Here is a 26,031-nt window from a genome sequence, read left to right on the forward strand (position 1 = left end):
CACCGGCAAAACGGCGGCCACACCCGCCCGCCCGGCCAGGCTCTATTCCTTCAACCCCGGGGACCGGGTACGCCACCGCAAATGGGGCCAGGGGACGGTGGTTGGGGTGCGGGGGCAGGGTGAAAACACCGAACTGCAGGTGGAATTCCCCGACCTGGGCACCAGGGTCCTGCTGGCCCGTTATGCGCCGCTGGAACGGCTTTAGCCGTGTCTCAATAGCGGTCTTTACGGCAATACTAATAACGAGGGGATGATTCGTGCCCGGGTCTGATTTATACTCCGTTATGACGGAAGATAATATAACCCGTCTGTTGATTGTGGCCGTCCTGACAGCCATCATCCACCTGATCAATACGCTCATTTATTCCGTGCGCCTGGCCGGGGTGCGTACCCAGCGGCTGGCCACGGCCCTGTCCCTTTTTCAGGTTATCTTTCTTATTGCCAGCACGGCCAACCTGATTCAGGCCCCGTTGATGTCCACCATTGTGGAACACGCCATCAACACCGGTCTAAAACAGGCCGGTGTTGCCGACGTGCTGTCCAACCCCTTTTACCAGGAACTGCTGGAGCAACTGAAATGGCAGATCCGTTTGGTGATCCTGTCGGCCACCATGGGCACGGTGCTGGGGGGGCTGCTCATCCCCACCTTTGTCCGGGTCTTCACCCGGGGGATCATGCTCCTGGAGGACATCGGCTCGGTGCCCCGCATGTTTTTAAAACTGGCCCTGTCCCCCCGGCAGGTGGTTTCCATGACCCGGCAGGTTCGTCTGCCCGGGGTGGGCCGCTTCCGGGACACCCTGCGGGAGCCCCTGCGCATACCCCGTTTTTTCCTGCTGGCCAACATACTGATCACCGGCATCTGGACCACCGGGGTGCTCTCGGCGCTGTACGCCGGCGCGATGCTGCCCCAGTTCCGCTCCACGGCCACCCTCACTTCGGGCATTGTCAACGGGGTGGCGTCGGTGCTGGCCGCCACCGTGGTGGATCCCACCGCTGCCATGATCACCGACCAGGCCATGCGGGGAGTGCGCCCGGAAGAGGACGTAAAGCAGATGTCCGTCTACCTGGCCCTGACCAGGCTGTTGGGGACGATGCTGGCCCAGGTTTTCTTTATCCCGGGGGCGATTATCATCCGCTTTGTAGCCGAGCTGATTATATAATCCGCGGCGGGGGTGTGCTTCTTTGACTCAAGACAGGGAACAGGCCAGGCGCAGGGTGATTGAGCTGCGCCGGGAGATCGAACACCACAACTACCGTTATTATGTGCTGGACGACCCGGAAATTTCCGACGCCCGCTACGACGCACTGATGCGGGAACTGCTCCAGCTGGAAAAACAGTATCCGGAGCTGGTCACTCCCGACTCACCCACCCGGCGGGTGGGCGGGCAACCCCGGGAGGGGTTCGTCACCGTCCGCCACCGGGTGCCCATGCTCAGCCTGGCCAACGCCTTTGACGAGGGGGAACTGCGGGATTTCGACCGCCGGGTGCGCGCCGCCCTGCCCGGTGAAACAGTGGAATACGTGGTGGAGCTGAAAATAGACGGCCTGGCCGTTTCCCTGCGCTACGAAAACGGCCTTTTCGTCACCGGCGCCACCCGGGGAGACGGGGAAACAGGCGAGGACATCACCGCCAACCTGATCACCGTTCGGGCCGTGCCTTTGCGCCTGCAACGGGAAATACCGGTGCTGGAGGTGCGGGGGGAAGTCTACATGTCCAAGGAAGCCTTCCTGCGCCTGAACGAAGCCCGGGAAGAGGCCGGTGAACCCCTGTTTGCCAACCCGCGCAATGCGGCCGCCGGCAGCCTGCGCCAGCTGGATCCGTCCGTAACCGCCTCCCGCCAGCTGAGCATCTTTCTTTATGGCATCGGCGAAGCGGCAGGGATCACTTTCCAGACCCACTTCCAAACCCTGTCCGTCTTGCGGGAACTGGGTTTCCCCGTCAACCGTCACCACCGCCTCTTTAACCACATGGACGATGTGGTGCAATATTGCCGCCGGTGGCAGCAGGAAAGGTTCGATCTGCCCTATGCCATTGACGGCCTGGTGATCAAGGTAAATTCCCTGGAACAGCAGGACCGTCTGGGCGCCACCATGAAAAGCCCCCGCTGGGCCATTGCCTATAAATTTCCGGCCGAACAGGCCAGAACCAGGGTGGTGGACATTATCCTGCGGGTGGGGCGCACGGGAGTGCTCACCCCCACGGCCATTCTGGAACCGGTGCGCCTGGCCGGCACCACCGTCAGCCGGGCCACCCTGCATAACGAAGACATCATCCGGGAGCGGGACATCCGGGTGGGGGACCGGGTGATTGTACAGAAGGCCGGGGACATCATCCCGGAGGTGGTGGCCTCCCTGCCGGAAGAACGCACCGGCGAGGAAAAACCCTTTGCCATGCCCGCCCGCTGCCCCGAATGCGGCGCAGCGGTGAACCGGCCGCCGGGGGAGGCGGCCGCCCGCTGTACCAACATGGCCTGCCCGGCCCGGCTGCGGGAGGGGCTGATCCACTTTGCCTCCCGCAATGCCATGGACATTACCGGATTAGGACCGGCGGTCATCGGACAGTTGCTGCGGGCGGGCCTGGTGGCCGACCCGGCGGACCTTTATACCCTGCGCCACGACGACCTGGCCCGCCTGGAACGGCTGGGGGACAAATCGGCCCGCAACCTGCTGCAGGCCCTGGAAAAAAGCAAGGCCAACCCCCTGCACCGGCTGATCTTCGCCCTGGGCATCCGCCACGTGGGGGAAAGGGCCGCCCGCCTGCTGGCGGAACATTTCGGCACCATGGACGGGCTTTCCCGGGCCACCTACGATGAGCTGGTAACCATCCCGGAGATCGGCCCGCGCATTGCCGAAAGTGTGGTCACCTTCTTTGCCCAGGATGAAAACCGGCGGGTGCTGGAAAAGCTGGCCGCCGCCGGGGTGAATATGGGGCGGCGGGAAGCCGCTCCGGAGGGGGAGAAGCCCCTGGCCGGCAAGGTATTTGTCCTCACCGGCACCCTGGAACACTACACCCGCCAGCAGGCCCAGGAGATAATCCAGCGCCTGGGGGGCCGGGTCAGTTCCAGCGTGAGCAAAAAGACCGACTACGTGGTGGTGGGGGAGGATCCGGGCGGCAAATACGACAAAGCCCTGGCCCTGGGCGTCCCCATCCTGCGCGAAGAAGACTTCCGCCGGCTGGTGGGGGAAGTGAAATAAAAGGGGCAAAAGTTGCAAGGCTTGATCAGTAGCGCTATAATGTTGTCAGTTTTTGATCTGAAGGAAGGTGCTGGCATGATTACCATCAAGGATGTGGAACACGTGGCCCTGCTGGCCAGGCTGGAACTGAGCGACGAAGAAAAGAAAATGTACACCGGGCAGCTCAACGCCATCCTGGAATACGCCCGCATGCTCAACGAACTGGATACCGACCACATACCGCCCACTGCCCACGTGCTGCCTTTGAAAAACGTCTGGCGGGAAGACCAGGTGGGCAAACACATGCCCCCGGAAGAAGTGCTGGCCAACGCCCCGGACCGGGAGGGCCAGTTTTTCAAAGTACCGCGGATTGTGTAAGGAGGGGAATTTTTTGGATCTGCACTACCTGACCGCCCATGAACTGGGTGATCTGCTGCGTAAAAAAGAGATCAGCGCCGAAGAAATAACCCGCGCCGTCTTTAACCGCATCGACCGGGTGGAAGAAAGGGTAAAAGCTTACGTAACCCTGACCCGGGAGCAGGCCCTGGAGCAGGCCCGGGCCGTGGACAAAAAAATGGCCGCCGGGGAGGAACTCCCCCCCCTGGCCGGCATACCGGTGGCCATCAAGGACAACATGTGCACCCGGGGCGTGCGCACCACCTGCTCTTCGAAAATACTTTACAACTTCATCCCCCCGTACAACGCCACGGTGGTGGACAAGCTGCAGGCCGCCGGCACCGTCATGGTGGGCAAGACCAACCTGGACGAATTTGCCATGGGCTCCTCCACGGAAAACTCGGGTTTATTCACCACCGCCAACCCCTGGGACCTGGAGCGGGTACCGGGCGGCTCCAGCGGCGGCTCGGCGGCCGCCGTGGCCGCCGGGGAAGCGGTGGTGGCCCTGGGTTCGGACACAGGGGGTTCCATCCGCCAGCCGGCCGCCCTCTGCGGCGTGGTGGGCATGAAACCCACCTACGGCGCCGTCTCCCGTTACGGGCTGGTGGCCTTTGCCTCATCCCTGGACCAGATCGGCCCCTTTTCCCGGGACGTTACCGATTGCGCCCTGATGCTAAACGCCATCTGCGGCCACGACCCCCTGGATTCCACCTCGGCCCCGGGGGAGGTCCCCGACTACACCACCTTTTTAAGAGACGACGTCAGGGGCCTGAAGATGGGAGTGCCCGCGGAATACCTGGGCGAGGGTATTGATCCCGCCGTCAAAGAGATCATCCGGCAGGCCATAAACCTGCTGGCCTCCCTGGGGGCGGAAATTGAGGAGACCACCCTGCCCCACAGCCGTTACGCCCTGCCCACCTATTACCTGATCGCCCCGGCGGAGGCCAGCTCCAACCTGGCCCGCTACGACGGGGTGCGCTACGGCTACCGGGCCTTTGAGGCGGAAGATGTGGTGGACATGTTTATGAAAACCCGCAGCCAGGGGTTCGGCCCGGAGGTGAAAAGGCGCATCATGCTGGGCACCTACGCCCTGTCCGCCGGTTACTACGACGCCTACTACCTGAAGGCCCTGAAGGTGCGCACATTGATCAAGCAGGACTTTGACCGGGCCTTTGAGCGTTTTGACGTGCTCCTGGCCCCCACGTCCCCGTCGCCGGCCTTCAAGCGGGGGGAAAAAACAGACGACCCGCTGCAGATGTATATGTCCGACATCTGCACCCTGGCCGTGAACCTGGCCGGCATCCCGGGCCTGTCCATTCCGGCCGGCTTTGTGGAGGGGCTGCCCGTGGGCCTGCAGTTGATGGGCAAGCCCTTCGGGGAGGGCACCCTGTTACAGGTGGCCTACACCTTTGAACAGCACACCGACCATCACCGGCGCCGGCCGTCTTTAGAAGGGGGTGAGCAATAGTGGCTGCATACGAAACCATCATCGGCCTGGAAGTGCATGTGGAATTAAAAACCAGAACCAAGATCTTCTGCCCCTCATCAACAGAATTCGGCGGCGACCCCAACTCCCACGTCTGCCCGGTCTGCCTGGGATTGCCCGGTGTACTGCCCGTGCTCAATAAAAAGGTGCTGGAATACGCCATCCGGGCTGCCCTGGCTTTAAATTGTGAGATCGCGGAATACTCCAAGTTCGACCGGAAAAATTATTACTACCCCGATCTACCGAAAAACTACCAGATATCCCAGTACGACCTGCCCCTGGCCAGAAACGGCCACCTGGACATTGAAGTGGACGGCCGGACCAAACGCATCGGCATCACCCGGGTACACATGGAAGAAGACGCGGGCAAGCTGGTGCACCAGGGCACCATCGCCACCACGCCCTATTCCCTGGTGGACTACAACCGTACCGGCGTACCCCTGATTGAAATAGTCTCCGAACCGGATATGCGCTCCCCGGAGGAGGCCCGGGCCTACCTGGAAAAGCTCAAAGCCATCATCCAGTACACCGGCGTCTCCGACTGCAGGATGGAAGAGGGTTCCCTGCGCTGCGACGCCAACGTTTCGGTACGTCCCGCCGGAAGCACGGCATTCGGCACCAAAACGGAAATCAAAAATATGAACTCCTTCAAGGCCCTGCAGCGGGCGCTGGCCTACGAGGTGGAGCGCCAGATTGCCGTGCTGGAGGAAGGGGGGCGGATCATCCAGGAAACCCGCACCTGGGATGAGAACAAGGGGGTCACCCTGTCCATGCGCAGCAAGGAGGAGGCCCACGACTACCGCTATTTCCCGGAGCCGGACCTGGTACCCCTGGTCATCGACCGGCGGTGGGTGGAGGAAATTAAAAAGAGCCTGCCGGAGCTGCCGGACCAGCGGCGCAACCGCTATATCAAGCGCTACGACCTGCCGCCCTACGACGCCTCGGTGCTCACCGCCTCCAGGGAGATGGCCGATTACTTCGAAGAATGCGTGGCCCTTTATCCCAACGCCAAGGCCGTGAGCAACTGGATGATGGGGGACCTCTCCCGCCTGCTGAATGCTCATAGTATGGAAATTACGGAATGCCGGATCTCACCCCGGCAATTTACCGGTATGCTAAAACTAATGGACAGGGGAACCATCAGCGGCAAAATAGCCAAAACCGTCTTTGAAGAAATGTTTGCCACCGGCAAGGACCCGGAGCAGATTGTTCAGGAAAAGGGCCTGGTGCAGATTACCGATGAGGGAGCCATTGCGGCCATAGTGGAGGAAGTGCTGGCCAACAATCCCGGGGTGGTGGAGGACTACCGCAAGGGCAAAGACAAGGCCCTGGGCTTTTTAGTAGGCCAGGTGATGAAGGCCACCCGGGGTAAGGCCAACCCGGAGCTGGTAAACCGGCTGCTCAAGGAGAGGCTTTAAAAGAAGTGAGAGGTGAGAGTTTGGATGTGAGATTAAGAAGGCTTTGGCAAAAGCCAAAGCCAACATTAATCTCACATCCCACTTCTCATATCCCACATCTCAAGGCGGGGGCACGGTCCGGCAACCCTATTTTATAACCACCGGTGTACTGTCATCAGGCGTAGAAAACGACTGCCAAACATTATGCCTTGACACTGGTATCCGCCACCGGCACCTTGGGCGGCCTGGTCACCAGGGCCATTACCGCAGCCACCAGCAACAGAACGGCGGAAATAAGGTAGGCATTGTTATATACCTTGTACAGGTCGGCCATCCGCCCGGCGATAATGGGACCAATGAGGGAACCGGCGCCCCAGGCGGTGAAGACCCACCCGTAGTTCACCCCGGCATGTTTCAACCCGAAGAAGTCATAGGTGGCCGACGGGAAGAGGGAAAGCAGGGAACCGTAGGCAATGCCGGTGAGAATGGCGCCGACCAGCAGGGCGCCCACCGACCGGTAGGAGGCGAACATGAACATATTGGCCGCTTGAATCAGGAATACCAGAAGCATGGTATTGGTGCGGCCCAGTTTGTCGGAGAGCCATCCGGCCAGGATCCGGCCGCCGGCGTTGGCCACGGCCAGCACGGCCACAAAGGCGAAACCCCACTTGATGCCGGCCTGAATTTCGGCAATCTTGGCCAGGTGACCGATAATCATCAAACCGGCCGACGCCGTAAAGGCATACATCAGCCACAGCAAATAAAACTGGGGCGTGGCCAGCATTTCCGTGGGGGAAAAGTCACGCTTGGAAGCAGCCGCAGCCGCCGCCCTGGTGGCCGGTGGCTGACCGCCCACGGGCTGGTAGCCGGAGGGAGGAAAGGACAGCACCTGGGCCAGGATTACAGTGGCAATAAGGAAAATGAGACCTTCTACATAGAAAGAGTGAATCACACCAAAGGACTTGATAAAGGCGTTGGTCATGGGAGCGATGTATACCGAGGCCAGACCGAAGCCGGCCACCACCAGCCCGGAAATCTGCCCCTTCATATGGGGTTTAAACCACTTGACGGCCGCCGGAGTGGGAGCGGCGTAACCAAAGCCCAGGCCGATACCAACGATTACCCCGAAGGTAATGGCCAGCACCTGGAAAGAGTTGCCGAAAAGACCCGACAGGATCAGACCGCCGCCGGCAAAGATGCCGCCAATGGTGGCCACCCAGCGGGGACCGATCTTATCCACCAGCCGCCCGGCCGGAACCATGGCAATGGCAAAGACCACACAGGCAATGGTATAGGGGATGGCCGAAGCAGTTTTACTCCAGCCCAGCTGGTTGATCAGAGCGGCGGCAAAAACGCTCCAGGTATACAAAACCCCCAGGCACAGGTTGATGCCCGTGCCGGCAAAGGTGACCGCCCAGGCCCGTCCCGCTCCAGGCTGATTGGGTAAAGACATTGAATGCACCTCCAGTCATAATAGTTAAGAATGATTGCACCAGCAACCTCCTATAACAGGCACCACCGGAAAAAATACCGTACCAGTAAACGAGTCCTGCAATTCTAAATATTCGGTCTCTTATGGATCCCGCTTTTGGTCAAACCCCCTTTCGCATCATTCCTGATACTATGTTTATTTTATAACTCATGCACAAAAGAAGATATGCTTTTCCCGGCAACAGGCAGATCAACCCACCAAACGGTCGCCCCTCCGGCAAAGGGGACCGGAGTCCCGGTTAAAACCCCTATTTTCAACCGGGGACCTTTTTTCGACCACTGGGGAACCGGTAGCAACGTTCCGGCGCCGGGCAAAGGGCCTGGCAGTACCGGAAGCAGGAAGTCATTATGTGCATAAGAAAAAGAAGGCTTTTCAGCTGACCGGTTTCATGGTATGATAAAAGCTGTACAATTTTCCCGTCGCATTATGCGAGCAAGCTTTCCATAATGAAATCCTAACCTAAGGGGTGAACCGGCAAATGACGGAACAAAAGACACAGGAGAAGGACCGCAAAATCATCATCGTGGATACCACGCTGCGGGACGGTGAGCAGACCGCGGGGGTGGTTTTCGCCAACCGGGAAAAGTTGCGTATTGCCAAATTTTTGGATGAACTGGGCGTTCACCAGATTGAAGCCGGCGTACCGGTAATGGGAGGGGACGAACAGGAAGCCATCAAGGCCATCTGCAAAGCAGGCCTGAAGGCCAGCATCATGGGCTGGAACCGTCCGGTAATCAAGGACATCGAAGCCTCCCTGGCCTGCGGAGTGGATGCCGTGGCCATTTCTATTTCCACCTCCGACATCCACATCAAATACAAGCTCCAGACCAGCCGGGAGTGGGTCCTGGAAAAGATGGTCCAGGCGGTGGAATTTGCCAAAAAGGAAGGCATGTACATTTCGGTGAACGCCGAAGACGCCTCCCGCAGCGACATGGATTTTCTGCTGCAGTTTGCCCGGGCGGCCAAGGAGGCCGGCGCCGACCGCCTGCGTTACTGCGATACCGTGGGCATTCTGGATCCCTTCAGCACCTATGAGCGCATCAAAACCATCCTGGAAAATGTAGATCTGGATATTGAAATGCACACCCATAACGATTTCGGCATGGCCACGGCCAACGCCCTGGCCGGGGTAAGGGCCGGCGCCAACCACGTGGGGGTAACCGTCATCGGCCTGGGCGAGCGGGCCGGCAACGCCGCCCTGGAAGAAGTGGTCATGGCCTTAAAGCATCTGGCCGGCATCGACCTGGGCTTTAAAACGGAAATGTTCCGGGAAGTGGCCGAATATGTGTCCCGGGCCTCCGGGCGGGAGCTGCCGGCGTGGAAGGCCATCGTGGGCTCCAATATGTTTGCCCACGAATCGGGCATCCATGCCGACGGGGCATTGAAAAACCCCAAAACCTACGAGGCCTTCCACCCGGAGGAAGTGGGCCTGGAGCGCCAGATCGTCATCGGCAAGCACTCCGGCACCGCCGCCTTGAAAGCCAAGTTCGCCGAATACGGCATTCATTTGAGCGAATTCCGCGCCCAGGAATTGCTGGCCAAGGTGCGTTCTTACTGCGTATCCTTGAAACGGCCGCTTTTCGATAAGGAGCTCATGTACATCTACGAAGATTATTTCGGAAAATAGGCAGTCATCCCAGGCGGGCCGCCCCGCGGCAACCGGCGGCTGCCCGGACGGGGCGGCCATAGAGCAGGCCTGCTGAATAACCCTTTGGTTTTAACAACTGTAAACAATCAGGAGGAAGCTGTGGTGGCACATAAAGTAACTCTCATCCCCGGCGACGGTGTGGGCCCGGAAATAGCCCTGGCCGCCCGCCGGGTCATCGACGCCAGCGGCGCACCCGTTGAATGGGAAGTGGTGGAGGCCGGGGAAGCCCTGATCCCCGCATACGGCACTCCCCTGCCTGAACCCGTGCTGGAATCCATCCGCCGGAACCGGGTGGCCCTGAAGGGTCCCATCACCACCCCCGTGGGCGGGGGTTTTCGCAGCGTGAACGTAACCCTGCGCCAGGAACTGAATCTCTTTGCCAATGTGCGCCCGGCCCGCACCCTGCCGGGGGTGGCCACCCGCTACCAGAACGTGGACCTGGTGGTGGTGCGGGAAAACACCGAAGATCTTTATGCGGGCATCGAGCACCGGGTAGGGCGGGACGCCGCCGAAAGCATCAAGATCATCACCCGGGAAGCCTCGGAGCGCATCGTACGCTTTGCCTTCGACCTGGCCCGTAAACAAAATCGCCGGAAGGTCACCGCCGTGCACAAGGCCAATATAATGAAACTCTCCGACGGCCTGTTTCTGGAATGCGCCCGGAAGGTGGCTGAAGAATACCCGGACATCGCCTTTGAAGATATGATCGTGGACGCCATGTGCATGAAGCTGGTCCAGAGCCCGGAAAATTACGATGTACTGGTGCTGCCCAACCTGTACGGGGACATTGTCAGCGATCTTTGCGCCGGGCTGGTGGGCGGCCTGGGCGTGGCCCCCGGCGCCAACATCGGCCTGGAAGCGGCGGTTTTTGAACCGGTCCACGGCAGCGCTCCCAAGCACGCCGGCAAAAACCGCATCAACCCCCTGGCCATGATCCTTTCGGGAATAATGATGCTGCAGCACCTGGGTGAGGAAGGGGCGGCCGGTCGCATCCAGGAAGCGGTGGTGACCGTCCTGCAGGAAGGGAAAGCATTGACCTACGACCTGGGCGGCAGCGCCGGTACCAGTGACATGGCCGACGCCATAATTGAAAAAATGAATTCGCTACCATAGGCAGGGTGCCGCCCGGCACTCACCGAAAAACCACTTTACCTCCCATTGTGCAGGTTTCAGTTGACAACCGGTTTTTAAGAAGTTCTTGCCTGTCAGTGAGCGCCGGGTCCAAAGGAAGGCGACCCGCGGAGCACCGGTAACCCATACGGTTTATCTCACCGGACCATCATTTTAAACCGATGGTCTTTTTTTTGCGCATAAAACAACTACGGGGGCATAATAATAAACCTGTGGCTCCGTTTCGCCCCGATGTCTTAAACAAAATGGAGGTGATGCTTTTGGCCCATCCCACAAATTTCGGCGAAGCGGAAGGAAGGATACAGTCCATGCACAGGGCCGATTTCCCCGGCGGAGTGGTGGTTGATCCCACCCCCATCACCGCCTACGACGAAATAACGGTATTTTACAATGGCCTGCTGGCCCGAAGGGGGGCCGAAGAAGTTTTCCTGCACATTGGTTTCGGCGATGCGCAAAAATGGCATAATGTGCAGGATCTGCGGATGTCCCGCACCGGGTGGGGATTTGTTAGAACCCTGGAAATGCCGGATGAAAGCCGCTTCAACTTCTGCTTCCGGGACAATGCCAATAACTGGGATAATAATAACGGGCTCAACTGGAGCTATGAGATCCATAACGGCCAAATGCGGATTTAATCATGAAGCGAAGGTAAATTACACTTATTCAAGATACAGTGGATGCGCATTTACCTTCCAGATCCCTACCGTCAAAGCCCGGTAGGGATTTCACTTTAATTTTTCCATGGAGGGGATTATGTTTGCGGGTAGTGATGCTGTCCTGGGAATATCCGCCCCGGTCCGTGGGCGGACTGGCCCAGCATGTTTATGACCTCACCACCGCGCAGGCGCAAATTGGGGAAGAAGTGCATGTGCTTACCTGCGGCCTGGACGGTATCCCGTCCTATGAAATGGTCAACGGGGTGCATGTACACCGGGTAAACGCCTACCATATTTCCGCCCCCGGCTTTGTCACCTGGGTGGCCCAGCTCAATATGGCCATGCTGGAGCGGGCCATTCCGCTCCTCAACGAACTGGGCAGCGTGCATATTCTCCATGCCCATGACTGGCTGGTGGCCTACGCCGCCCGGGTCATCAAACATGCCTACCGCCTGCCGCTTGTTGCCACCATTCACGCCACCGAATACGGCCGCAACCACGGTCTGCACAACGACCTGCAGCGTCATATAAGTGATATTGAGTGGTGGCTGACCTATGAGGCCTGGAGAGTCATCTGCTGCAGCCATTATATGAAAAACGAAGTGCGACACGTCTTCCAGGTTCCCGAAGATAAGATAGAAATCATTGTCAACGGCGTCAACCCGGCCAATTTTGCCGTACGCAGCATGCGGGTGTCCCGGGACCAGTACGCCGCTCCCGATGAACAGATTGTTTTTTACGTGGGGCGGCTGGTGCAGGAAAAGGGTGTTCAGGTGCTCCTGGATGCGGCCCCGGAAATTCTGGCCCGCCACCCCAAAACCAAGTTTGTCATTGCCGGCAAGGGACCTTTCGCCGAAGAGCTGCACCGGCGGGCGGCCGCCCTGGGCATAGCCCACCGGGTTTACTTTACGGGCTATATCGACGACGAGGTACGCAATTCCCTCTACAGCTGGGCCGATGTGGCCGTATTCCCCAGCCTGTATGAGCCCTTCGGCATCGTCGCCCTGGAGGGTATGGCCGCCAGGACACCGGTGGTGGTGGCCGATACGGGGGGCTTAAGTGAAATTGTGGAACACGGGGTGAACGGGCTGAAATTTTACCCCGGAAACAGCCATTCCCTGGCCGATATGGTGGTCTGGCTGTTAAAGGACCGTCAACTGGCCCAGAGCCTGCGCCAGCGAGCCTTCCGCCAGGTTCAGGAGCAATTCAACTGGCGGGATATCGCCCTGCACACCCGGCAGGTATACCAGGAGGTATGGCAGGCCTACCGCAGGGCAAACTGGTACGGCCCGGACGTGCGGATGAACGGTCTCTTCAACCGGGTGACCAAAATCTTTGCCCGGGCCTGACCGTTTCAATTACTATCATGCAAGGAGGGATTGAATGAAAGCGATCATTATGGCCGGTGGCGAGGGTTCCCGCCTGCGCCCTCTCACCTGCAACCGCCCCAAACCAATGGTACCGGTGGCCAACCGCCCCATGATGGCCCATATTGTGGAATTACTGAAACAGCACGGTTTTACCAGCGTGGCCGTAACATTGCAGTATATGCCCGACGCCATCCGGGACTATTTTGGCAGCGGTACCGGTTATGGAATGAACATGCATTACTTTGTGGAAGAAGCGCCCCTGGGTACGGCCGGCAGCGTAAAAAATGCCGCCGGTTTCCTGGACGAAACCTTCCTGGTGATCAGCGGCGACGCCCTGACCGACCTGGATTTGACCCGGGCCGTGGAGTTTCACCGCCGGCAGGAAGCCATGGCCACCCTGGTCCTGACCCGGGTGGAACGTCCCCTGGAATACGGCGTGGTCATTACCCGTCCCGACGGCCGGATCACTCAGTTTCTGGAAAAACCGGCCTGGGGTGAGGTTTTCAGCGACACGGTCAATACCGGTATCTACGTTCTGGAACCGGAAGTGCTGGAATACATTCCACCGGATCGCGCCTTTGACTTCAGCAAGGACCTTTTCCCCCTGCTTTTGCGGGAGAAAAAGCCCCTTTTCGGGGTAGTCCTGCCGGGTTACTGGTGCGATATCGGCAACCTGCAGCAGTACCTGCAGGCTCACCGGGACGTGCTCTCGGGCCGGGTGAAGGTAAACCTGCCGGGCCGGGAAATAGAGCCGGGGGTCCGGGTGGGTGAAGGAGTGGACATGGGCGCCGGCGCCCGCATTAGCGGTCCGGTGCTTATTGGGGACGGGTGTCATATCGGTCCCGGGGTGGAAATCGAACCCTACAGCGTTTTGGGGGAAGGCTGTCTGATCCAGGAGCGGGCCTCCATTAAACGCAGCGTCCTCTGGAACAACGTTTATCTGGGTGAGGGAGCGGCCCTGCGGGGAGCGGTGGTAGCCAGCCGGGTGCAGATACAGGCCGGCGCGGCGGTATACGAAGGAGCCGTCATCGGCAGCGATTCGGTGCTCAAGGAGCGGAGCATTATCAAACCCGACGTCAAACTGTGGCCCCATAAAATGGTGGAAAGCGGGGCCATCGTCCAGAACAGCCTGATCTGGGGCACCCGTTTGCCCAAAAAAATTTTCGGACTGGAAGGGATAACCGGACTGGTCAACGTGGAAATGACCCCGGAGTTCGCCTGCCGCGCCGGAGCAGCCTTTGCCTCGGCCATGGGCGGTCATGGTGTGCGTCTGGGGGTGAGCAGTGACAATTACCCCTCATCGGCCATGCTGAAAACGGCTTTAACCTGTGGGCTGCAGTCGGCCGGAGCGCAGGTGGTGGACCTGGGAACCGGAATCACCCCCATGCACCGCTTTGCCGTGCATAACCTGGGATTATCCGGCGGGGTGCATGTGCGCATCTCTCCCCGGCGCACCGGTCAGTCCACCCTGGTTTTCACCAACGGCAGGGGAGGGAATATTTCCCGCAGCGTGGAGCGCAAGGTGGAAAATCTGCTCATGCGGGAAGACTTCCACCGGGTGGATCCGTCCGCCATCCTGACCCCGGAATATATAACCGATCCGGTACCGGAATACATCGAAGCCCTGCTCAAGGAACTAAACCAGACCATAATGACCAGGGCCGGTTTCAACGTGGTGATTGCCTGCGACTGGCACAACCTGGACGCCTTCTGGCAGCCCCTGGCCAGCAGGTTGAACATCCGGATGGAAAGGCTTACGGCGGGCAATGACAGGGGGTATAGCCGCCCTGATGATCCCGAGATATTGAACAATTTGATCCGGCGGGTACAGGAACGGAATGCTTCGGCGGGAGCGCTGCTGGATCCCAATGGCGAGCGGTTGATACTGGTGGATGAACGGGGAAGGGTAATTCAGGACAACCTGCTGACCGCCCTCATCGCCCTGATTATCCTCCGGGCACAGGAAGGGCCGGTAGTGGTGCCGGTCACCGCCCCCCGGACCATCGAAGTCCTGGCTGAAAAATACCGGGGACGGGTGGTGCGTACCAAAACTTCCGTGCAGGACTTTGTGGAAAAGGTACTGGGACAGGACGAAACCCGGGGCAAAAACGGCGGTGGACGGGTATCCCAGTTTTTGTTGCATTTCGACGCTCTGGGTGCGTTGACCCGCATCCTGGAATTTGCCGCCCGGAACGGGCTCAGCCTGGCTTCCCTGGTGGATGAAATACCGGCTTTCTTCATGGATCAGCGGGATGTGCCGGTACCCTGGGAGGCTAAAGGACGGGTCATCCGGAAATTGATTGAAGAGCCGCCGGCGCCGGATCTGGAACTGCTGGACGGGGTGAAGGTTTTTCATCCCCAGGGATGGGCACTGGTTCTCCCTGATCCCGATGAGCCCCTGTGCCGGGTGTTCAGCGAAGGGGCTTCCATGGAAATAGCCCAATCCCTGACCGAGTTTTACATTGAAAAAATCAACGAAATCGCCGGGCTGGCGTAGCAATAAAAAACTCCCTGGAAGGGGAGTTTTTTTATAAGTAATTTTCTATACCGTCTTTTGCTTTTCCCGGCTCCGGTACCAGGTGTAGTCCATATGGGGGAAAATGTTGTTGGTGTTTTCCAGCCAGGACAGCCAGCCTTCGTCAATGCGCCGCCCCTTTATCTCATCGTAAAGGCGCAGGAAATTGAGTACGTGGTTTTTCGTACGCCGCACGGCGTAATCCACCATGGTACCGGTGCTCATGATAAAAGCCCAGTCGCTGCTCTGGGCCAGCAGCAGTTCCCTGGCCGCCTGGTTCAGCGCCCGGCGCAGGACACCATCGGTCACGGGGAAATGATCGGCCAGTTCCACCATGCGGGACGCAGCCAGATGCAGGTGGCGGTAGATCCAGTCGTTGGCCTGGCAGAGCCACACCTCGTTGTAGCCTTTGTCTCCCCAGCTGGAAGGGCAGGGCCGGGCCACCTGATTGCAGGGGAAACGCTGCAGGTAATCACCCGGGGCGATCAGTTCCACCGTCTTCTGATCAAAGTGAATCTTGCGTATGAGCATTTCCAGCCACAGGGGGCCTTCAAACCACCAGTGGCCGAAAAGCTCGGCGTCATAGGGGGCCACAATTATGGGCGGCCGGTCCATGTGCCGGTTTAAATATTTTATTTGCAATTCCCGGTTGAACATGAAATTGCCGGCATGAACGGCCGCCTTTTCCCGGGCCCAGGCCGGTACATAGGGCTCCTTGTGATTGGTTTGCCCGGTGATGCGGTAATACTTGATGCCCGTATGTACCCGAATGCCGTCGGGATGAATGTACGGCTTGATGTATTCGTAATCCAGGTCAAAACCAATGTCCCGGTAAAACTCCCGGTAGTCAAAGTCTCCGGGATAGCCCTCCCGGGCGCTCCATACCTGCCTGGACGACTCCACATCGCGGCCGAAAACGGCCACCCCGCTGGGGCAAAACAGGGGGGCGAACACCCCGTAACGGGGCCGGTGGGAAGCAAAAAGCACCCCGTGGGTATCGGTGAAGAAATAACGGATACCATACTCTTTTAAAATATCGTCAATCCCCGGGGCATAAGCACATTCCGGCAACCAGATGCCCCGGGGCGAAACGCCGAAATGCCGCCGGTATAAATCCACGGCCACGGCTATTTGCACCCGTACCGCCTCGGGATTTACCATCAACAGGGGCAGATAACCATGGGTGCCGGCACAGGTGATGATTTCCAGGCGGCCCAGGTCCTGAAAGCGCTTGAAACCCTGAACGATATTTCTCCGGTAAACCTGATGATAGGTACGGGCAATTTCCTGAAAAAGGTCCCGGTACAGCAGGGCCGTTTCGTGGAAAGGGGTGTGCCTGGTCCGCTCCACTTCTCTGCCGGCCAGCTCCATCAGGCGCTCCAGGTGCCGGGAATAACGTTCCTGAAGCAGGGGATCGGTCAGCATGGAGATCAGGGGCGGGGACAGGGAAACGGTTAAACGAAAAGGCACACCGTCGCTGACCAGGCGTTCAAAAACATGTAACAAAGGAATGTAGGTTTCGGTGATGGCTTCGTAAAGCCACCTTTCCTCCAGAAAGTGTTCGTGTTCCGGATGGCGTACAAAAGGCAAATGGGCATGTAATACTAAAGCCAGGTATCCACCGGTCACAGTTATCCCCCTCTGAATATTTTTATTAATGCATCTCAAACTCCCTTTCCGGCGGGCGGACAGGCGGGCCGAAACCGGGGGAACTGATGGAGACGGGTACCACTGCCATCCGCCCGGCCACCTCCCGGGCAATCATGGGCGAACTGACCCCATACTGGAACCGGTAGGAACGGTACAAATCTTCAATCCACATCCATTCTTCGTCCAGGCACTCGGAAAGGGTGGCCCGGGGGGTGGTCACCACATTGGAACGTAAAAGGGTGACAAAACGCCCGTCGGGAAAAACCCTCCCCAGATCCACACAAAAGGAACGGTTGGGCCGGCCCACGGGAATATGCCAGCTGTCCGCCGTCTCTTGAATCTGGATGTCCATGAAGCTGTTGGCGTTATAACCATTGAAATCCACACCGGTCACATCATAAACTCTTAATACGGGGCGGGTGGAAGCCCATGCCCTGGCACCAAAGGTGGAAGCAAACTCCTCCTGTCTGGTGGCGGTAATTTCCCAGTAGGCATAAAGCCAGTAGGGATCCCTGACCAGCAATACCAGGCGGTCAAGGCCGTAGTACCGGGGAAGATCCGGACCCGGCGATTCCGGCAGTTTGACGGGCGGCACGGGCGCGGCCAGTTCTTCGGCCATTTCTTCCCTGAAAAGGGAAGGGATCTCCTCTTTTGTGGCCACCGATTGCCGGGATGGTTTTCTGAATGGCCATAAAAAAATGGCCAGAAGCAGTATTGCCAAGGCGACCCCGACGACCACGGGAATTAATACGGTCATGGATGGCCCTCCTTAATGTAAACTGAAATTGCAGCTTATAATAAATCCTGGATTGATGTTATAATTTAATTGGGCGAGGGGCTTTTTTTATTATTGCCGCTGGACCGGGTTTTATGAACGAAAAATCAGGCCCTGTCTGGAATAAAATTGTTAAAATGCCAGAATAAAAAAACCGTTAGGGAGGTTTTCACATGTTTGTCAATCCCGCAGATCCGGTGTTAAAGGACCTGTTGAGCAACAGCCGGCGCATTGCCGTGGTGGGACTCTCCAACAAACCGGAAAGGGACAGTTACCGGGTGGCCGCCTACCTCAAGGAACAGGGTTATGAGATCATCCCGGTCAATCCCGCGATCCAGGAGGTTCTGGGGGAAAAGGCCTATCCGGATCTATCTTCCATACCCCATCCGGTGGATATCGTGGATGTTTTCCGCCGGCCGTCGGAAGTACCGGAAATAATTGAAGCGGCCCGGCAGCTCAATCCCCAACCGGTTATCTGGCTGCAACTGGGAGTGATACACCAGGAAGCAGCCGAACAAGCCCGGTCCCGGGGACTGACCGTGGTCATGGACCGCTGTCTGATGGTGGAGCACCGGCGGCTGCTGGAAGGAGATCGTTAGGTGTGCAAAAAAATTTTGCCGGCCGCACACCGGCAAAACCCTTTGCCTGCAGCACCGGGGACGGTTCCGGCGAAATTGCCGGAGGGCCGCCGGGTCCGGGAAATTCTGGAAATTTTAGACCGCACCTACCCCGATGCCCGCACGGCACTGCATTTTAACAACCCATTCCAGCTGCTGGTGGCGGCCATCCTTTCCGCCCAGACCACCGACCGGCAGGTAAACAGCATTACCGACCGGCTGTTCCGTCACTACCGCCGGCCGGAAGATTTCGCCCGGCTGAACCCGGAGGAGCTGGCCCGGGAAATCCAGGGCTGCGGGCTCTACCGTAATAAGAGTAAAAACATCATTGCCACCAGCCGCATTCTGGTGGAAAAATATAATTCCCGGGTGCCCGATAGGCTGGAAGAACTGGAAAGCCTCCCCGGAGTGGGCCGCAAAACGGCCAACGTGGTGCTCAATGTGGCCTTCGGGCGGCCTACCATTCCGGTGGATACCCACGTTTTCCGGGTCAGCCACCGGCTGGGTCTGGCCCGGAGCAAAACGCCCGAAAAAACAGAGGAAGAGCTGGTATCCCTCATCCCGGAAGAAAGACGCCGGGCCGCCCATCACCAGCTCATTGCCCACGGCCGGCAGGTTTGCACGGCCCGCAGCCCCCGCTGTCCCGCCTGTCCCCTGGCCCATTTATGCCCGGAGGGAAAATAAAGGAAAAGGGCTCCCCCCGACGCAGACGGGAGCCCCCATTCATCTGTGGGTTATGCAAATTGCCCTATCCACGGCTACCTTTCGATGCCGCCATTTTAAATACCTGGCATTTACCGGTTCCCCCAATCTTTGCAGCACCAAATACCGGACAGCAGGGAACAAATGCCCGAAGAACCATGAACTATTCGGTGAGCGCCGGGGTAACTGTTACTTAACCTTGCTGCTGCTGTACAACCGTTTGCACCGGTGCCGGCTTGATGATGGGACCGGGGAAGGGTACCACTTTACGGCCAAACTCGGTGTTTAAAATGATGGCCATGGCCGTGTAGAGACCAAACCAGCCGGCAATAAACAGCAGGGTGCCGGCCACGGGCTGCCAGGCTTTGGAAATAACCCCCATATCGGAAAGGGCCACCATAAACAGCGCCGGATCAAGGGCCACCACCACCGCCGTCAGGGTCAAAGGCGACTTGAAGTAAGCCGGTGTCCAGGTGGTCAAGGCAATGGCCAGGGCCAGCCAGGCCCAGCCGTCGATGCGGGCGTCGATCTTCCAGCCGTTGGTTGCGGCAAAAAACTTAAAGATGAGTTCCAGGCCGGTAACCAGCATGAAGAAGGCGGAGAAAAAGGTGAACACGTTGCCGCCGGTAGTGGCCCCTTCGTTTAATTCAATGAGGCCGACGGATAGCTGAACCACAAAACCGCCCAAAAGCCAGATGCCCAAAAGGGGCACCGCCCCGGCACTGACTTTACCCGTAAAAAGCGCATAAAAAGTGAAACAGGCCATGGCCAGGGCAACCAGCCCCGCCGGGCCGGGATTGGCCCACCCGTGTCCCTTTGCGGACATGCTCATTCCCCCTGTTTTTAAATTTTTTGCAGTTTCCCCAAATGCGTTGATCTAATTTTTATGCCCTTCCTTGATCACCACCCCCTTTTTATTTTTGAATTGCAAGAAAAGGGCCAATATTCTGTTTTGAGTTTCATTATTTACTTACGGGATTAACCGGCCAAAGGGCCCACCGGGGAGTTGTCAATCCGCCCGGGAAAAGATAAAATTAATCCTGAAATGTTCATATACAATACACTCCCCTTGAGCCGCCGCAACTGGCAAACGGTACAGGCACGCAACCGCCAGTGTCAATGAATGGCTAAGAAGTAATGTAAACAAGGCTAAACAGCCCCGAAGGAGCCAATCCGGCAATGCATATCGTCCTGGTGGAACCTGAAATACCCGCCAACACCGGTAACATCGCCCGCACCTGCGCCGCCACCCGCAGTATTCTCCACCTGGTGCGTCCTCTGGGCTTTTCCACCGATGACAAACACCTGAAAAGGGCCGGTCTGGATTACTGGCACCTGGTGGAAATTCATTACCACGACTCTTTTTCCCAGCTGCGGGAGCTTTATTCCGGGCACACTTTTTACTTTTTAAGCACCCGGGGGGAACAACTGTATACCAGTGTTAAATACCACCCTTCGGACTTTCTGGTCTTCGGCCGGGAAACCCGGGGACTGCCGGCCGAATTGCTGGCCGCCAACAAACCATACACCCTGCGCATCCCCATGGCCCGGGGGACCACCCGCTCCCTGAATCTGGCCAATTCCGTGGCCCTGGTATTGTACGAAGCCTTAAGACAGCAGGACTTTCCCGGGCTGGAGTAATGCCCGGCTTAACACAACCTTTTGTAAATTCTAAAAATAAGCAGGAATCCCCCGGTAAAAAGAGAATAATTTATATATGTTCAGAAGTGAAGACATTTTTTAGAAAGGAAACAACCCCATGAACCTGACCATGGACCAGTTGCAAGGTCGTCTGGAAGAAAACGGCTATATTTGCGAAGAGGAACTGGTGGTCACTCTGTACCTGGCTCTAAAATTAGGCCGCCCCCTGCTGGTGGAGGGGGCTCCCGGAGTGGGCAAAACGGAGGTGGCCAAATCCCTGGCCCGGGCTCTCAACACGGAATTGATCCGCCTGCAGTGCTATGAGGGCCTGGATGAAACCAGGGCGCTGTATGAATGGAACTACCAGCGACAGTTGTTGAAAATTCAAATTGCCCGGGGCAGTTGTGACGACGCCGCCCTGGAGAAGGACCTTTTCGACCTGGAATATCTTTTAGAAAGGCCCCTGTTAAAGGCCATCAGGGCCCACCGGCAGGTTGTCCTGCTGATTGACGAAGTGGATAAAACCGATCCGGAGTTCGAGGCCTTTTTATTTGAGCTGCTTTCGGACTTCCAGGTTTCCATACCTGAAGTGGGCACCTTGCAGGCCAGGCATATCCCCGCCGTGGTTCTGACCAGCAACGGCGAACGGGAGCTGTCCGACGGCTTAAAGCGCCGCTGCGTTTACCTCTATATCGATTATCCCTCCGTAGAAAAGGAAATGCGCATCCTGCAGGTGAAGGTGCCGGAAGCCAAAGAAGAGCTGGCCCGTCAGGTGGTCCGGGCGGTGCACTATATCCGCACCCACCTGGATTTGCAGAAAAAACCATCCATCGCCGAAACCCTGGATTGGGCCCGGGCACTGGTGGCCCTGCATACCGACGTCCTGACGCCCGAAGCCGTGGGACTAACCTTGAACCTGTTGCTGAAAAACCGGGAGGACCAGGCGGTTTTAAAACAGCAGGTGGGGCTGGCCGGCCTGGTCAGCCAAATAGCCGGAGGGGAAGGCGACCTCCCGCGGACGGCGTGCCAGTGCGCCCATTGCCACCATGGTTGATACCCGGGGCACGGCCCGGCACTCACCAGAATATTTTTTACTCCTGGTGCCGCAGGTTTGATTGATACCCATCTGTTCTATAAACCCGGTATGCCGGTGAGTGCCGGGTCCAAAGCGAACGGCGCTATACTTATCCCCCCAAAAAAGTGAGGTGGCCGGGATGCCCGTTGATCCCGTCACCCGGGCGGTACTCCACATGGAAGGGGAGGGCAGCAATTCCCTGCCCCGCAGTCTGGTGCGCTTCATCCACATCCTGCGCCATCTGGGTATGCGGATAAGCACGGCCGAAACCCTGGATGCCTGTCAGGCACTGCTTGAGGTTGACCTGCTGGACAGGGAACAGGTCCGGGCCGCCCTGGGTGCCCTGCTGGTGAAAAGCCGCGCCGAGCGGCAGATATTTACCATGGCCTTCGACCGTTTCTTTGTCCCGCCGGAAGAAAAAGATCGCCGGCGCCGGGAAAGGCGGCAGCTTCTGGACCGGGAGGAAGCCCGCCTGGAAGACGCCCGAAAAGAGCTGCAGGACGCCCTGGCACCATGGGGCACGGAAATAAACTTTACCGGGGAGGAAGTGCATACCTTTGCCGGCATGCCCCGGAAAGAACGGGAGCGCCTGCTGGAGCTGGTCCGGCAGATGCGGGGCAATCCGGTGAACAACCCGGGTGCGATGATTGGCCGCATCATGCAGTCGGCGCTCAACTACTGGCGCTACTACCTGCTGAAAACCCGGGGGGAAGAGGGGCGACGGGAGCTGGAAGCCGAGCTGACCGGTGAGGAAGACATGGATGACGTAATTGACGGCGTGGCCGCCGATTTTTACCGGCACCCGGAAGACCGTCTCCTCTACCAGGACATGCAGCAGATTGCCGATGAAAACCTGGAGAGGGCCACCCGCATTATCCAGCACCTGTCCGACCAGCTGGCTCACCGCCTCTCCCGCCGCTACCGTCAGAGCCGGAAAAGACAGGTGGTGGATATCCGCCGCACCATTCGTCGCAACATCCCCTGCGGGGGCACACCATTAAAACTATCTTACCGCTCCCGGCGCACCCACCGCCCGCGACTGGTGCTTGTCTGCGATGTCTCCGCCTCCATGGCCCGCTATGCCCGCTTTGTGCTGCAATTTATCTACGGCCTTTCCAGCGCGGTTCAGGATATCGAAAGCTTCGTGTTTTCCGAGGATCTGGAGCGGGTAACTCCCGGTTTTCGCCAGGGGCGGGGTTTTGTGCAGACCATGACCGATATGATCAACGCCAGCCGGCAGTGGGGCCGGACCACCAACCTGGGACGGGCGCTGTCCAGTTTGCGGCACAACCACCGGTCTTTGCTTACCGGTGATACCATTTTCATCATTGTCAGTGATACAAAAACCATTGCTCCCCGGGAAGCAGCCAGGGAACTGGAAGCCATACGCCGGCAGGTCAAAGATATCCTCTGGCTGAACACCGTACCCCGCCGGGAATGGGGTACCCTGCCCGGAGTAGCGGCTTTCGCCCCCCTGGCACAAATGTTCGAATGTCACACCCTTGCCCACCTGGAAGAGATATTTTGCCGTCAAATGCTCAAACACTCCCGGTAAGGCAGGATTTTGACCGGTTATCGTTGAATAGAATGAACTAAAAGCGGGTGACGGACAAAATTATCAAGAAGGGGGGTGTAAACATTGGCCCTGAACAAGTATCTGGTGGAAAACGCCGGTCTTTTGAGCGATTACCTGGACATTTTCAATTCCGTGCACAACATAGTCATTGCAGTGGATCACCAGGGACGCGTTATCGTTTTCAACCCCACGGCGGAAAGGGTTTTCAACTGCCGGGCGGAAAGGGCCATGGGCCGCCTGATCAGCGAAGTTATTCCGGGGACGGGCCTGTTAAAAGTACTGAAAACAGGGAAACCGCACATCGGACGCAAGTTTGTCCGGGGTAATACCCTCTATGTGGTCAACCGCACCCCCATTATCCGGAACAATGCCATTGTGGGAGCCATCGGTGTAGCCCAGGAAATTAGCGAACTGCAATATCTGGCAGCCGAGCTGGAAGAAGCCAGGGAAGTGAACGGTATTCTGGAAAGCATTTTCAACAGCAGCCGGGACGGATACATTGCCATCAACAACCGGGGAGAAATAATCATGCTCAATCAGACCATGGCCGACTTCCTGGAAACCACCCCGGACGACGCCATAGGGCGGCAAATTACGGAAGTGGTACCGGTCACTGAGCCGGACCTGATCCCCCGCACCGGCAAACTGCAGCAAGGAAAAGTGATACGGCTCCGGGGCAGGGAAACGCTGGTCATCCATTACCCCATACACAAACGGGGACAGGTTGTGGGTGCGGTAAGCAAGATAATATTTCAGGACATGGAACAGCTGGTGGCTCCGGCCGGGCAATGGCATTCCCTGCGACACAACCCGGACCGGGCGGAACAGGAACGCTCTTCAGGCGCCCGTTACACCCTGGACAACCTGATCGGCACCAGCCCGGCCATGGTTCAGTTAAAGGAAACCATTCGCCGGGTGGCTCAAGGACCTTCCACGGTGCTGCTCCATGGGGAAAGCGGCACGGGCAAGGAACTGGTGGCCCATGCCCTGCATACGTCATCCCCCCGCCGCCGGGGGCCCTTTGTCAAGGTAAACTGCGCGGCCGTTCCGGAAAACCTTTTGGAATCCGAGCTTTTTGGTTACCAGGAAGGAGCCTTTACCGGCGCCCGCAAGGGCGGACAAATGGGTAAGTTTGAACAAGCCCACGGAGGAACCATTTTTCTGGATGAAATTGGAGACATGCCGCTGCCCATGCAGGCCAAGCTCCTGCGGGTACTCCAGGAAAAGGAAATCGAGAGACTGGGGGACAGCCGGCCGCGGCCCCTGGATGTGCGCGTGGTGGCGGCCACCAACCGGGAGCTGGAAGAGCTGATCCGCCAGGGACGTTTCCGGGAGGATCTTTACTACCGGCTAAACGTTGTTTCCCTCTATCTACCACCCCTGCGAGAACGGCGGGGGGACCTCTGGGATCTGGTACGACACTTCATTCACAAATTCAACGCCGGGTTTGGCCTGAAAGTTCGTGATCTGTCTGCCGCTGCATGGAAAATAATGCAAAGTTATCACTGGCCCGGCAACGTCCGCGAACTGGAAAATGTGATTGAACGTGCTTTTAACCTGGTGGAGGATGACATTATTGAAACAAAACATTTACCCCCTTATTTACAAAAACTGGACCAGAAGGCGCTGAAAAACTGCCAGCAGCGCACTTTACCCGTACTGCTGGAAGAGGTGGAAAAGGAAGCCCTGATGGAAGCCCTGGCCGCAGCCGGGGGTAATAAAATGCAGGCGGCCAGGACCCTGGGCATTTCCCGGGCCTGGTTGTATAAAAAGATGAAACAGTACGGCATACAACTCTAGACCGACCGCCTGTTCCCGGGGTCCACCCGGACCTTAACGGAACTCCCATCCATCATTTTACCAGGGCGTATCCCTCCAACGGGTGCGCCCTTATGGCTGTTTTACGGGGCTGTCTCTTTGGAAACGGTAACCCTTATCAAACAATTAATTTATTATATAATAAATGGTTTTTGAATTAATCTTGACAGCGGTAAAAAAATATTTTACAATGAAATAGATACTTGTTATTATTACGGGAAGTGAAAGGTAATGAGCAAAAACTGCCGGATGACCAGGCAAAAAAAATTAATCCTGGAAATTCTGCGCCAGACCAATACCCATCCCACTGCAGACTGGATTTATGAACAGGCGCGCAAGCAAATTCCGGATATCAGCCTGGGCACCATATATCGCAACCTGGGCAACCTCAAACAGACGGGGGAAATCATGGAGCTCAACTATGGCAGCACGTTCAGCCGTTTCGATGGTAATCCCCGCAACCACTATCATTTTGTTTGTGATATCTGCGGCCGCATTTTCGATCTGGAGTTACCACTGCTGGATCACCTGGAAGAAGAGGTGTCCCGGTTGACGGGCATGGAGATAAACCGGCACCGTCTGGAGTTTTACGGCCAATGCCGGGACTGCCGGCACCAGAAGGAGGAAGCGGTGGAACGCAATCAGCCCCGGAATTCCCGGGTGAGCGGTAAACCGTCCTTTTAATGATGTTTCAGCGGAACTTTTCATAGGCCAGCTACTTGTTATCAACACTCTTTTACAGGGCCTGTTGGGTGGCCGGCTATTATAATCAGTTAAAGAAAGGGTGGCATCCCGGGGCCGCCCTTTAACTTTTTACGGCCTGCCGGAGCAACGGCAGGAATTTTTCTTTCTTACACGAATGAGGAAAATAAATAAGGTCTGAATGGCATTTATTTCCCCATACCCCAATCA

Annotated in this window: 22 protein-coding genes; 18 read left to right on the forward strand and 4 right to left on the reverse strand. The window is 57.8% G+C overall.

What is annotated here, in order from left to right:
• The 6 genes from GFC01_RS07045 to gatB form a co-directional block, all read left to right on the forward strand.
• On the forward strand, positions 1-205 hold a 205-nt coding region (locus tag GFC01_RS07045), incomplete at its 5' end, for a DUF3553 domain-containing protein (RefSeq protein ID WP_152945933.1).
• A gap of 94 nt (positions 206-299) precedes the next feature.
• Positions 300-1,160 carry a lipid II flippase Amj family protein gene (locus GFC01_RS07050; RefSeq protein ID WP_341473818.1) on the forward strand — a complete coding sequence of 287 codons (861 nt, stop codon included), beginning with the start codon at positions 300-302 and terminating at the stop codon, positions 1,158-1,160.
• A 22-nt stretch (positions 1,161-1,182) separates the two neighbouring features.
• The gene (ligA, locus tag GFC01_RS07055) at positions 1,183-3,195 is read left to right on the forward strand and encodes an NAD-dependent DNA ligase LigA (protein WP_152945934.1); all 2,013 of its coding nucleotides are present in this window, start codon (positions 1,183-1,185) and stop codon (positions 3,193-3,195) included.
• A gap of 75 nt (positions 3,196-3,270) precedes the next feature.
• Complete coding sequence (gatC, locus tag GFC01_RS07060) at positions 3,271-3,552, forward strand: Asp-tRNA(Asn)/Glu-tRNA(Gln) amidotransferase subunit GatC (protein ID WP_152945935.1); 282 nt, start codon at positions 3,271-3,273, stop codon at positions 3,550-3,552.
• Between the two features lie 13 nt (positions 3,553-3,565).
• Positions 3,566-5,038, forward strand: coding sequence for an Asp-tRNA(Asn)/Glu-tRNA(Gln) amidotransferase subunit GatA (gatA, locus tag GFC01_RS07065; RefSeq protein ID WP_152945936.1), 1,473 nt, complete (start codon positions 3,566-3,568; stop codon positions 5,036-5,038).
• Positions 5,038-6,474 (forward strand): Asp-tRNA(Asn)/Glu-tRNA(Gln) amidotransferase subunit GatB, encoded by a 1,437-nt coding sequence (gene gatB, locus GFC01_RS07070; RefSeq protein WP_341473810.1) that lies wholly within the window; start codon positions 5,038-5,040, stop codon positions 6,472-6,474. Before gatA ends, gatB begins: the two co-directional genes overlap by 1 nt.
• Before the next feature lie 181 nt (positions 6,475-6,655).
• Here gatB and GFC01_RS07075 read toward each other — a convergent pair whose 3' ends face one another.
• The gene (locus tag GFC01_RS07075; RefSeq protein ID WP_152945937.1) at positions 6,656-7,906 is read right to left on the reverse strand and encodes an L-lactate MFS transporter; all 1,251 of its coding nucleotides are present in this window, start codon (positions 7,904-7,906) and stop codon (positions 6,656-6,658) included.
• A 517-nt stretch (positions 7,907-8,423) separates the two neighbouring features.
• On the opposite strand from GFC01_RS07075, the gene nifV reads away from it, so the two are divergent.
• From nifV to GFC01_RS07100, 5 genes are all read left to right on the forward strand, one after another.
• On the forward strand, positions 8,424-9,572 hold the full coding sequence (gene nifV / locus GFC01_RS07080; RefSeq protein ID WP_152945938.1) for a homocitrate synthase: 1,149 nt from the start codon (positions 8,424-8,426) through the stop codon (positions 9,570-9,572).
• A 123-nt stretch (positions 9,573-9,695) separates the two neighbouring features.
• Positions 9,696-10,706 carry an isocitrate dehydrogenase (NAD(+)) gene (locus GFC01_RS07085; RefSeq protein WP_341473811.1) on the forward strand — a complete coding sequence of 337 codons (1,011 nt, stop codon included), beginning with the start codon at positions 9,696-9,698 and terminating at the stop codon, positions 10,704-10,706.
• 278 nt (positions 10,707-10,984) lie between these two features.
• On the forward strand, positions 10,985-11,359 hold the full coding sequence (locus GFC01_RS07090; protein ID WP_152945940.1) for a carbohydrate-binding protein: 375 nt from the start codon (positions 10,985-10,987) through the stop codon (positions 11,357-11,359).
• Positions 11,360-11,490: 131 nt separating this feature from the next.
• Positions 11,491-12,729 (forward strand): glycosyltransferase family 4 protein, encoded by a 1,239-nt coding sequence (locus GFC01_RS07095; RefSeq protein ID WP_423244372.1) that lies wholly within the window; start codon positions 11,491-11,493, stop codon positions 12,727-12,729.
• A gap of 34 nt (positions 12,730-12,763) precedes the next feature.
• A complete protein-coding gene (locus GFC01_RS07100; RefSeq protein WP_152945941.1) occupies positions 12,764-15,247 on the forward strand; it encodes a mannose-1-phosphate guanyltransferase in 2,484 nt (827 codons plus the stop codon).
• Between the two features lie 45 nt (positions 15,248-15,292).
• Here the strand turns inward: GFC01_RS07100 and GFC01_RS07105 are convergent, their stop codons facing one another.
• Entirely contained in the window at positions 15,293-16,894 is a 1,602-nt protein-coding gene (locus GFC01_RS07105; protein ID WP_341473812.1) for a glycoside hydrolase family 57 protein, read from the reverse strand.
• A gap of 25 nt (positions 16,895-16,919) precedes the next feature.
• Positions 16,920-17,672: a DUF4912 domain-containing protein gene (locus GFC01_RS07110; protein WP_152945943.1), complete on the reverse strand. Its 753-nt coding sequence runs from the start codon at positions 17,670-17,672 to the stop codon at positions 16,920-16,922.
• Positions 17,673-17,863: 191 nt separating this feature from the next.
• Between GFC01_RS07110 and GFC01_RS07115 the strand changes: the two genes are divergently transcribed.
• Entirely contained in the window at positions 17,864-18,289 is a 426-nt protein-coding gene (locus GFC01_RS07115) for a CoA-binding protein (RefSeq protein ID WP_152945944.1), read from the forward strand.
• A 42-nt stretch (positions 18,290-18,331) separates the two neighbouring features.
• Positions 18,332-18,991: an endonuclease III gene (nth, locus tag GFC01_RS07120; RefSeq protein WP_423244373.1), complete on the forward strand. Its 660-nt coding sequence runs from the start codon at positions 18,332-18,334 to the stop codon at positions 18,989-18,991.
• 211 nt (positions 18,992-19,202) lie between these two features.
• Here nth and GFC01_RS07125 read toward each other — a convergent pair whose 3' ends face one another.
• The gene (locus tag GFC01_RS07125; protein ID WP_152945945.1) at positions 19,203-19,835 is read right to left on the reverse strand and encodes an acetate uptake transporter family protein; all 633 of its coding nucleotides are present in this window, start codon (positions 19,833-19,835) and stop codon (positions 19,203-19,205) included.
• 353 nt (positions 19,836-20,188) lie between these two features.
• Between GFC01_RS07125 and trmL the strand changes: the two genes are divergently transcribed.
• The 5 genes from trmL (at position 20,189) to GFC01_RS07150 (ending at position 25,803) form a co-directional block, all read left to right on the forward strand.
• On the forward strand, positions 20,189-20,650 hold the full coding sequence (trmL, locus tag GFC01_RS07130; RefSeq protein WP_152945946.1) for a tRNA (uridine(34)/cytosine(34)/5-carboxymethylaminomethyluridine(34)-2'-O)-methyltransferase TrmL: 462 nt from the start codon (positions 20,189-20,191) through the stop codon (positions 20,648-20,650).
• A gap of 118 nt (positions 20,651-20,768) precedes the next feature.
• Positions 20,769-21,704, forward strand: a complete 936-nt coding sequence (locus GFC01_RS07135) for an AAA family ATPase (protein WP_152945947.1) — start codon at positions 20,769-20,771, stop codon at positions 21,702-21,704.
• Positions 21,705-21,864: 160 nt separating this feature from the next.
• A complete protein-coding gene (locus GFC01_RS07140; protein WP_152945948.1) occupies positions 21,865-23,280 on the forward strand; it encodes a vWA domain-containing protein in 1,416 nt (471 codons plus the stop codon).
• Between the two features lie 84 nt (positions 23,281-23,364).
• Complete coding sequence (locus tag GFC01_RS07145; protein ID WP_152945949.1) at positions 23,365-25,101, forward strand: sigma 54-interacting transcriptional regulator; 1,737 nt, start codon at positions 23,365-23,367, stop codon at positions 25,099-25,101.
• 249 nt (positions 25,102-25,350) lie between these two features.
• A complete protein-coding gene (locus GFC01_RS07150; protein ID WP_152945950.1) occupies positions 25,351-25,803 on the forward strand; it encodes a Fur family transcriptional regulator in 453 nt (150 codons plus the stop codon).
• Positions 25,804-26,031 lie beyond the last annotated feature (228 nt).

This window comes from Desulfofundulus thermobenzoicus (genome assembly GCF_009428905.1).
GTDB lineage: Bacteria > Bacillota > Desulfotomaculia > Desulfotomaculales > Desulfovirgulaceae > Desulfofundulus_A > Desulfofundulus_A thermobenzoicus.

What these genes read in the sequence shown, in the direction of transcription:
- gatC (WP_152945935.1), top strand. Translation starts at nt 3,271, where the DNA reads ATGATTACCATCAAGGATGTGGAACACGTGGCCCTGCTGGCCAGGCTG.
- GFC01_RS07075 (WP_152945937.1), bottom strand. Translation starts at nt 7,906, where the DNA reads ATGTCTTTACCCAATCAGCCTGGAGCGGGACGGGCCTGGGCGGTCACC.
- nifV (WP_152945938.1), top strand. Translation starts at nt 8,424, where the DNA reads ATGACGGAACAAAAGACACAGGAGAAGGACCGCAAAATCATCATCGTG.
- GFC01_RS07100 (WP_152945941.1), top strand. Translation starts at nt 12,764, where the DNA reads ATGAAAGCGATCATTATGGCCGGTGGCGAGGGTTCCCGCCTGCGCCCT.
- GFC01_RS07110 (WP_152945943.1), bottom strand. Translation starts at nt 17,672, where the DNA reads ATGACCGTATTAATTCCCGTGGTCGTCGGGGTCGCCTTGGCAATACTG.
- GFC01_RS07115 (WP_152945944.1), top strand. Translation starts at nt 17,864, where the DNA reads ATGTTTGTCAATCCCGCAGATCCGGTGTTAAAGGACCTGTTGAGCAAC.
- GFC01_RS07125 (WP_152945945.1), bottom strand. Translation starts at nt 19,835, where the DNA reads ATGTCCGCAAAGGGACACGGGTGGGCCAATCCCGGCCCGGCGGGGCTG.
- trmL (WP_152945946.1), top strand. Translation starts at nt 20,189, where the DNA reads ATGCATATCGTCCTGGTGGAACCTGAAATACCCGCCAACACCGGTAAC.
- GFC01_RS07135 (WP_152945947.1), top strand. Translation starts at nt 20,769, where the DNA reads ATGAACCTGACCATGGACCAGTTGCAAGGTCGTCTGGAAGAAAACGGC.
- GFC01_RS07140 (WP_152945948.1), top strand. Translation starts at nt 21,865, where the DNA reads ATGCCCGTTGATCCCGTCACCCGGGCGGTACTCCACATGGAAGGGGAG.
- GFC01_RS07150 (WP_152945950.1), top strand. Translation starts at nt 25,351, where the DNA reads ATGAGCAAAAACTGCCGGATGACCAGGCAAAAAAAATTAATCCTGGAA.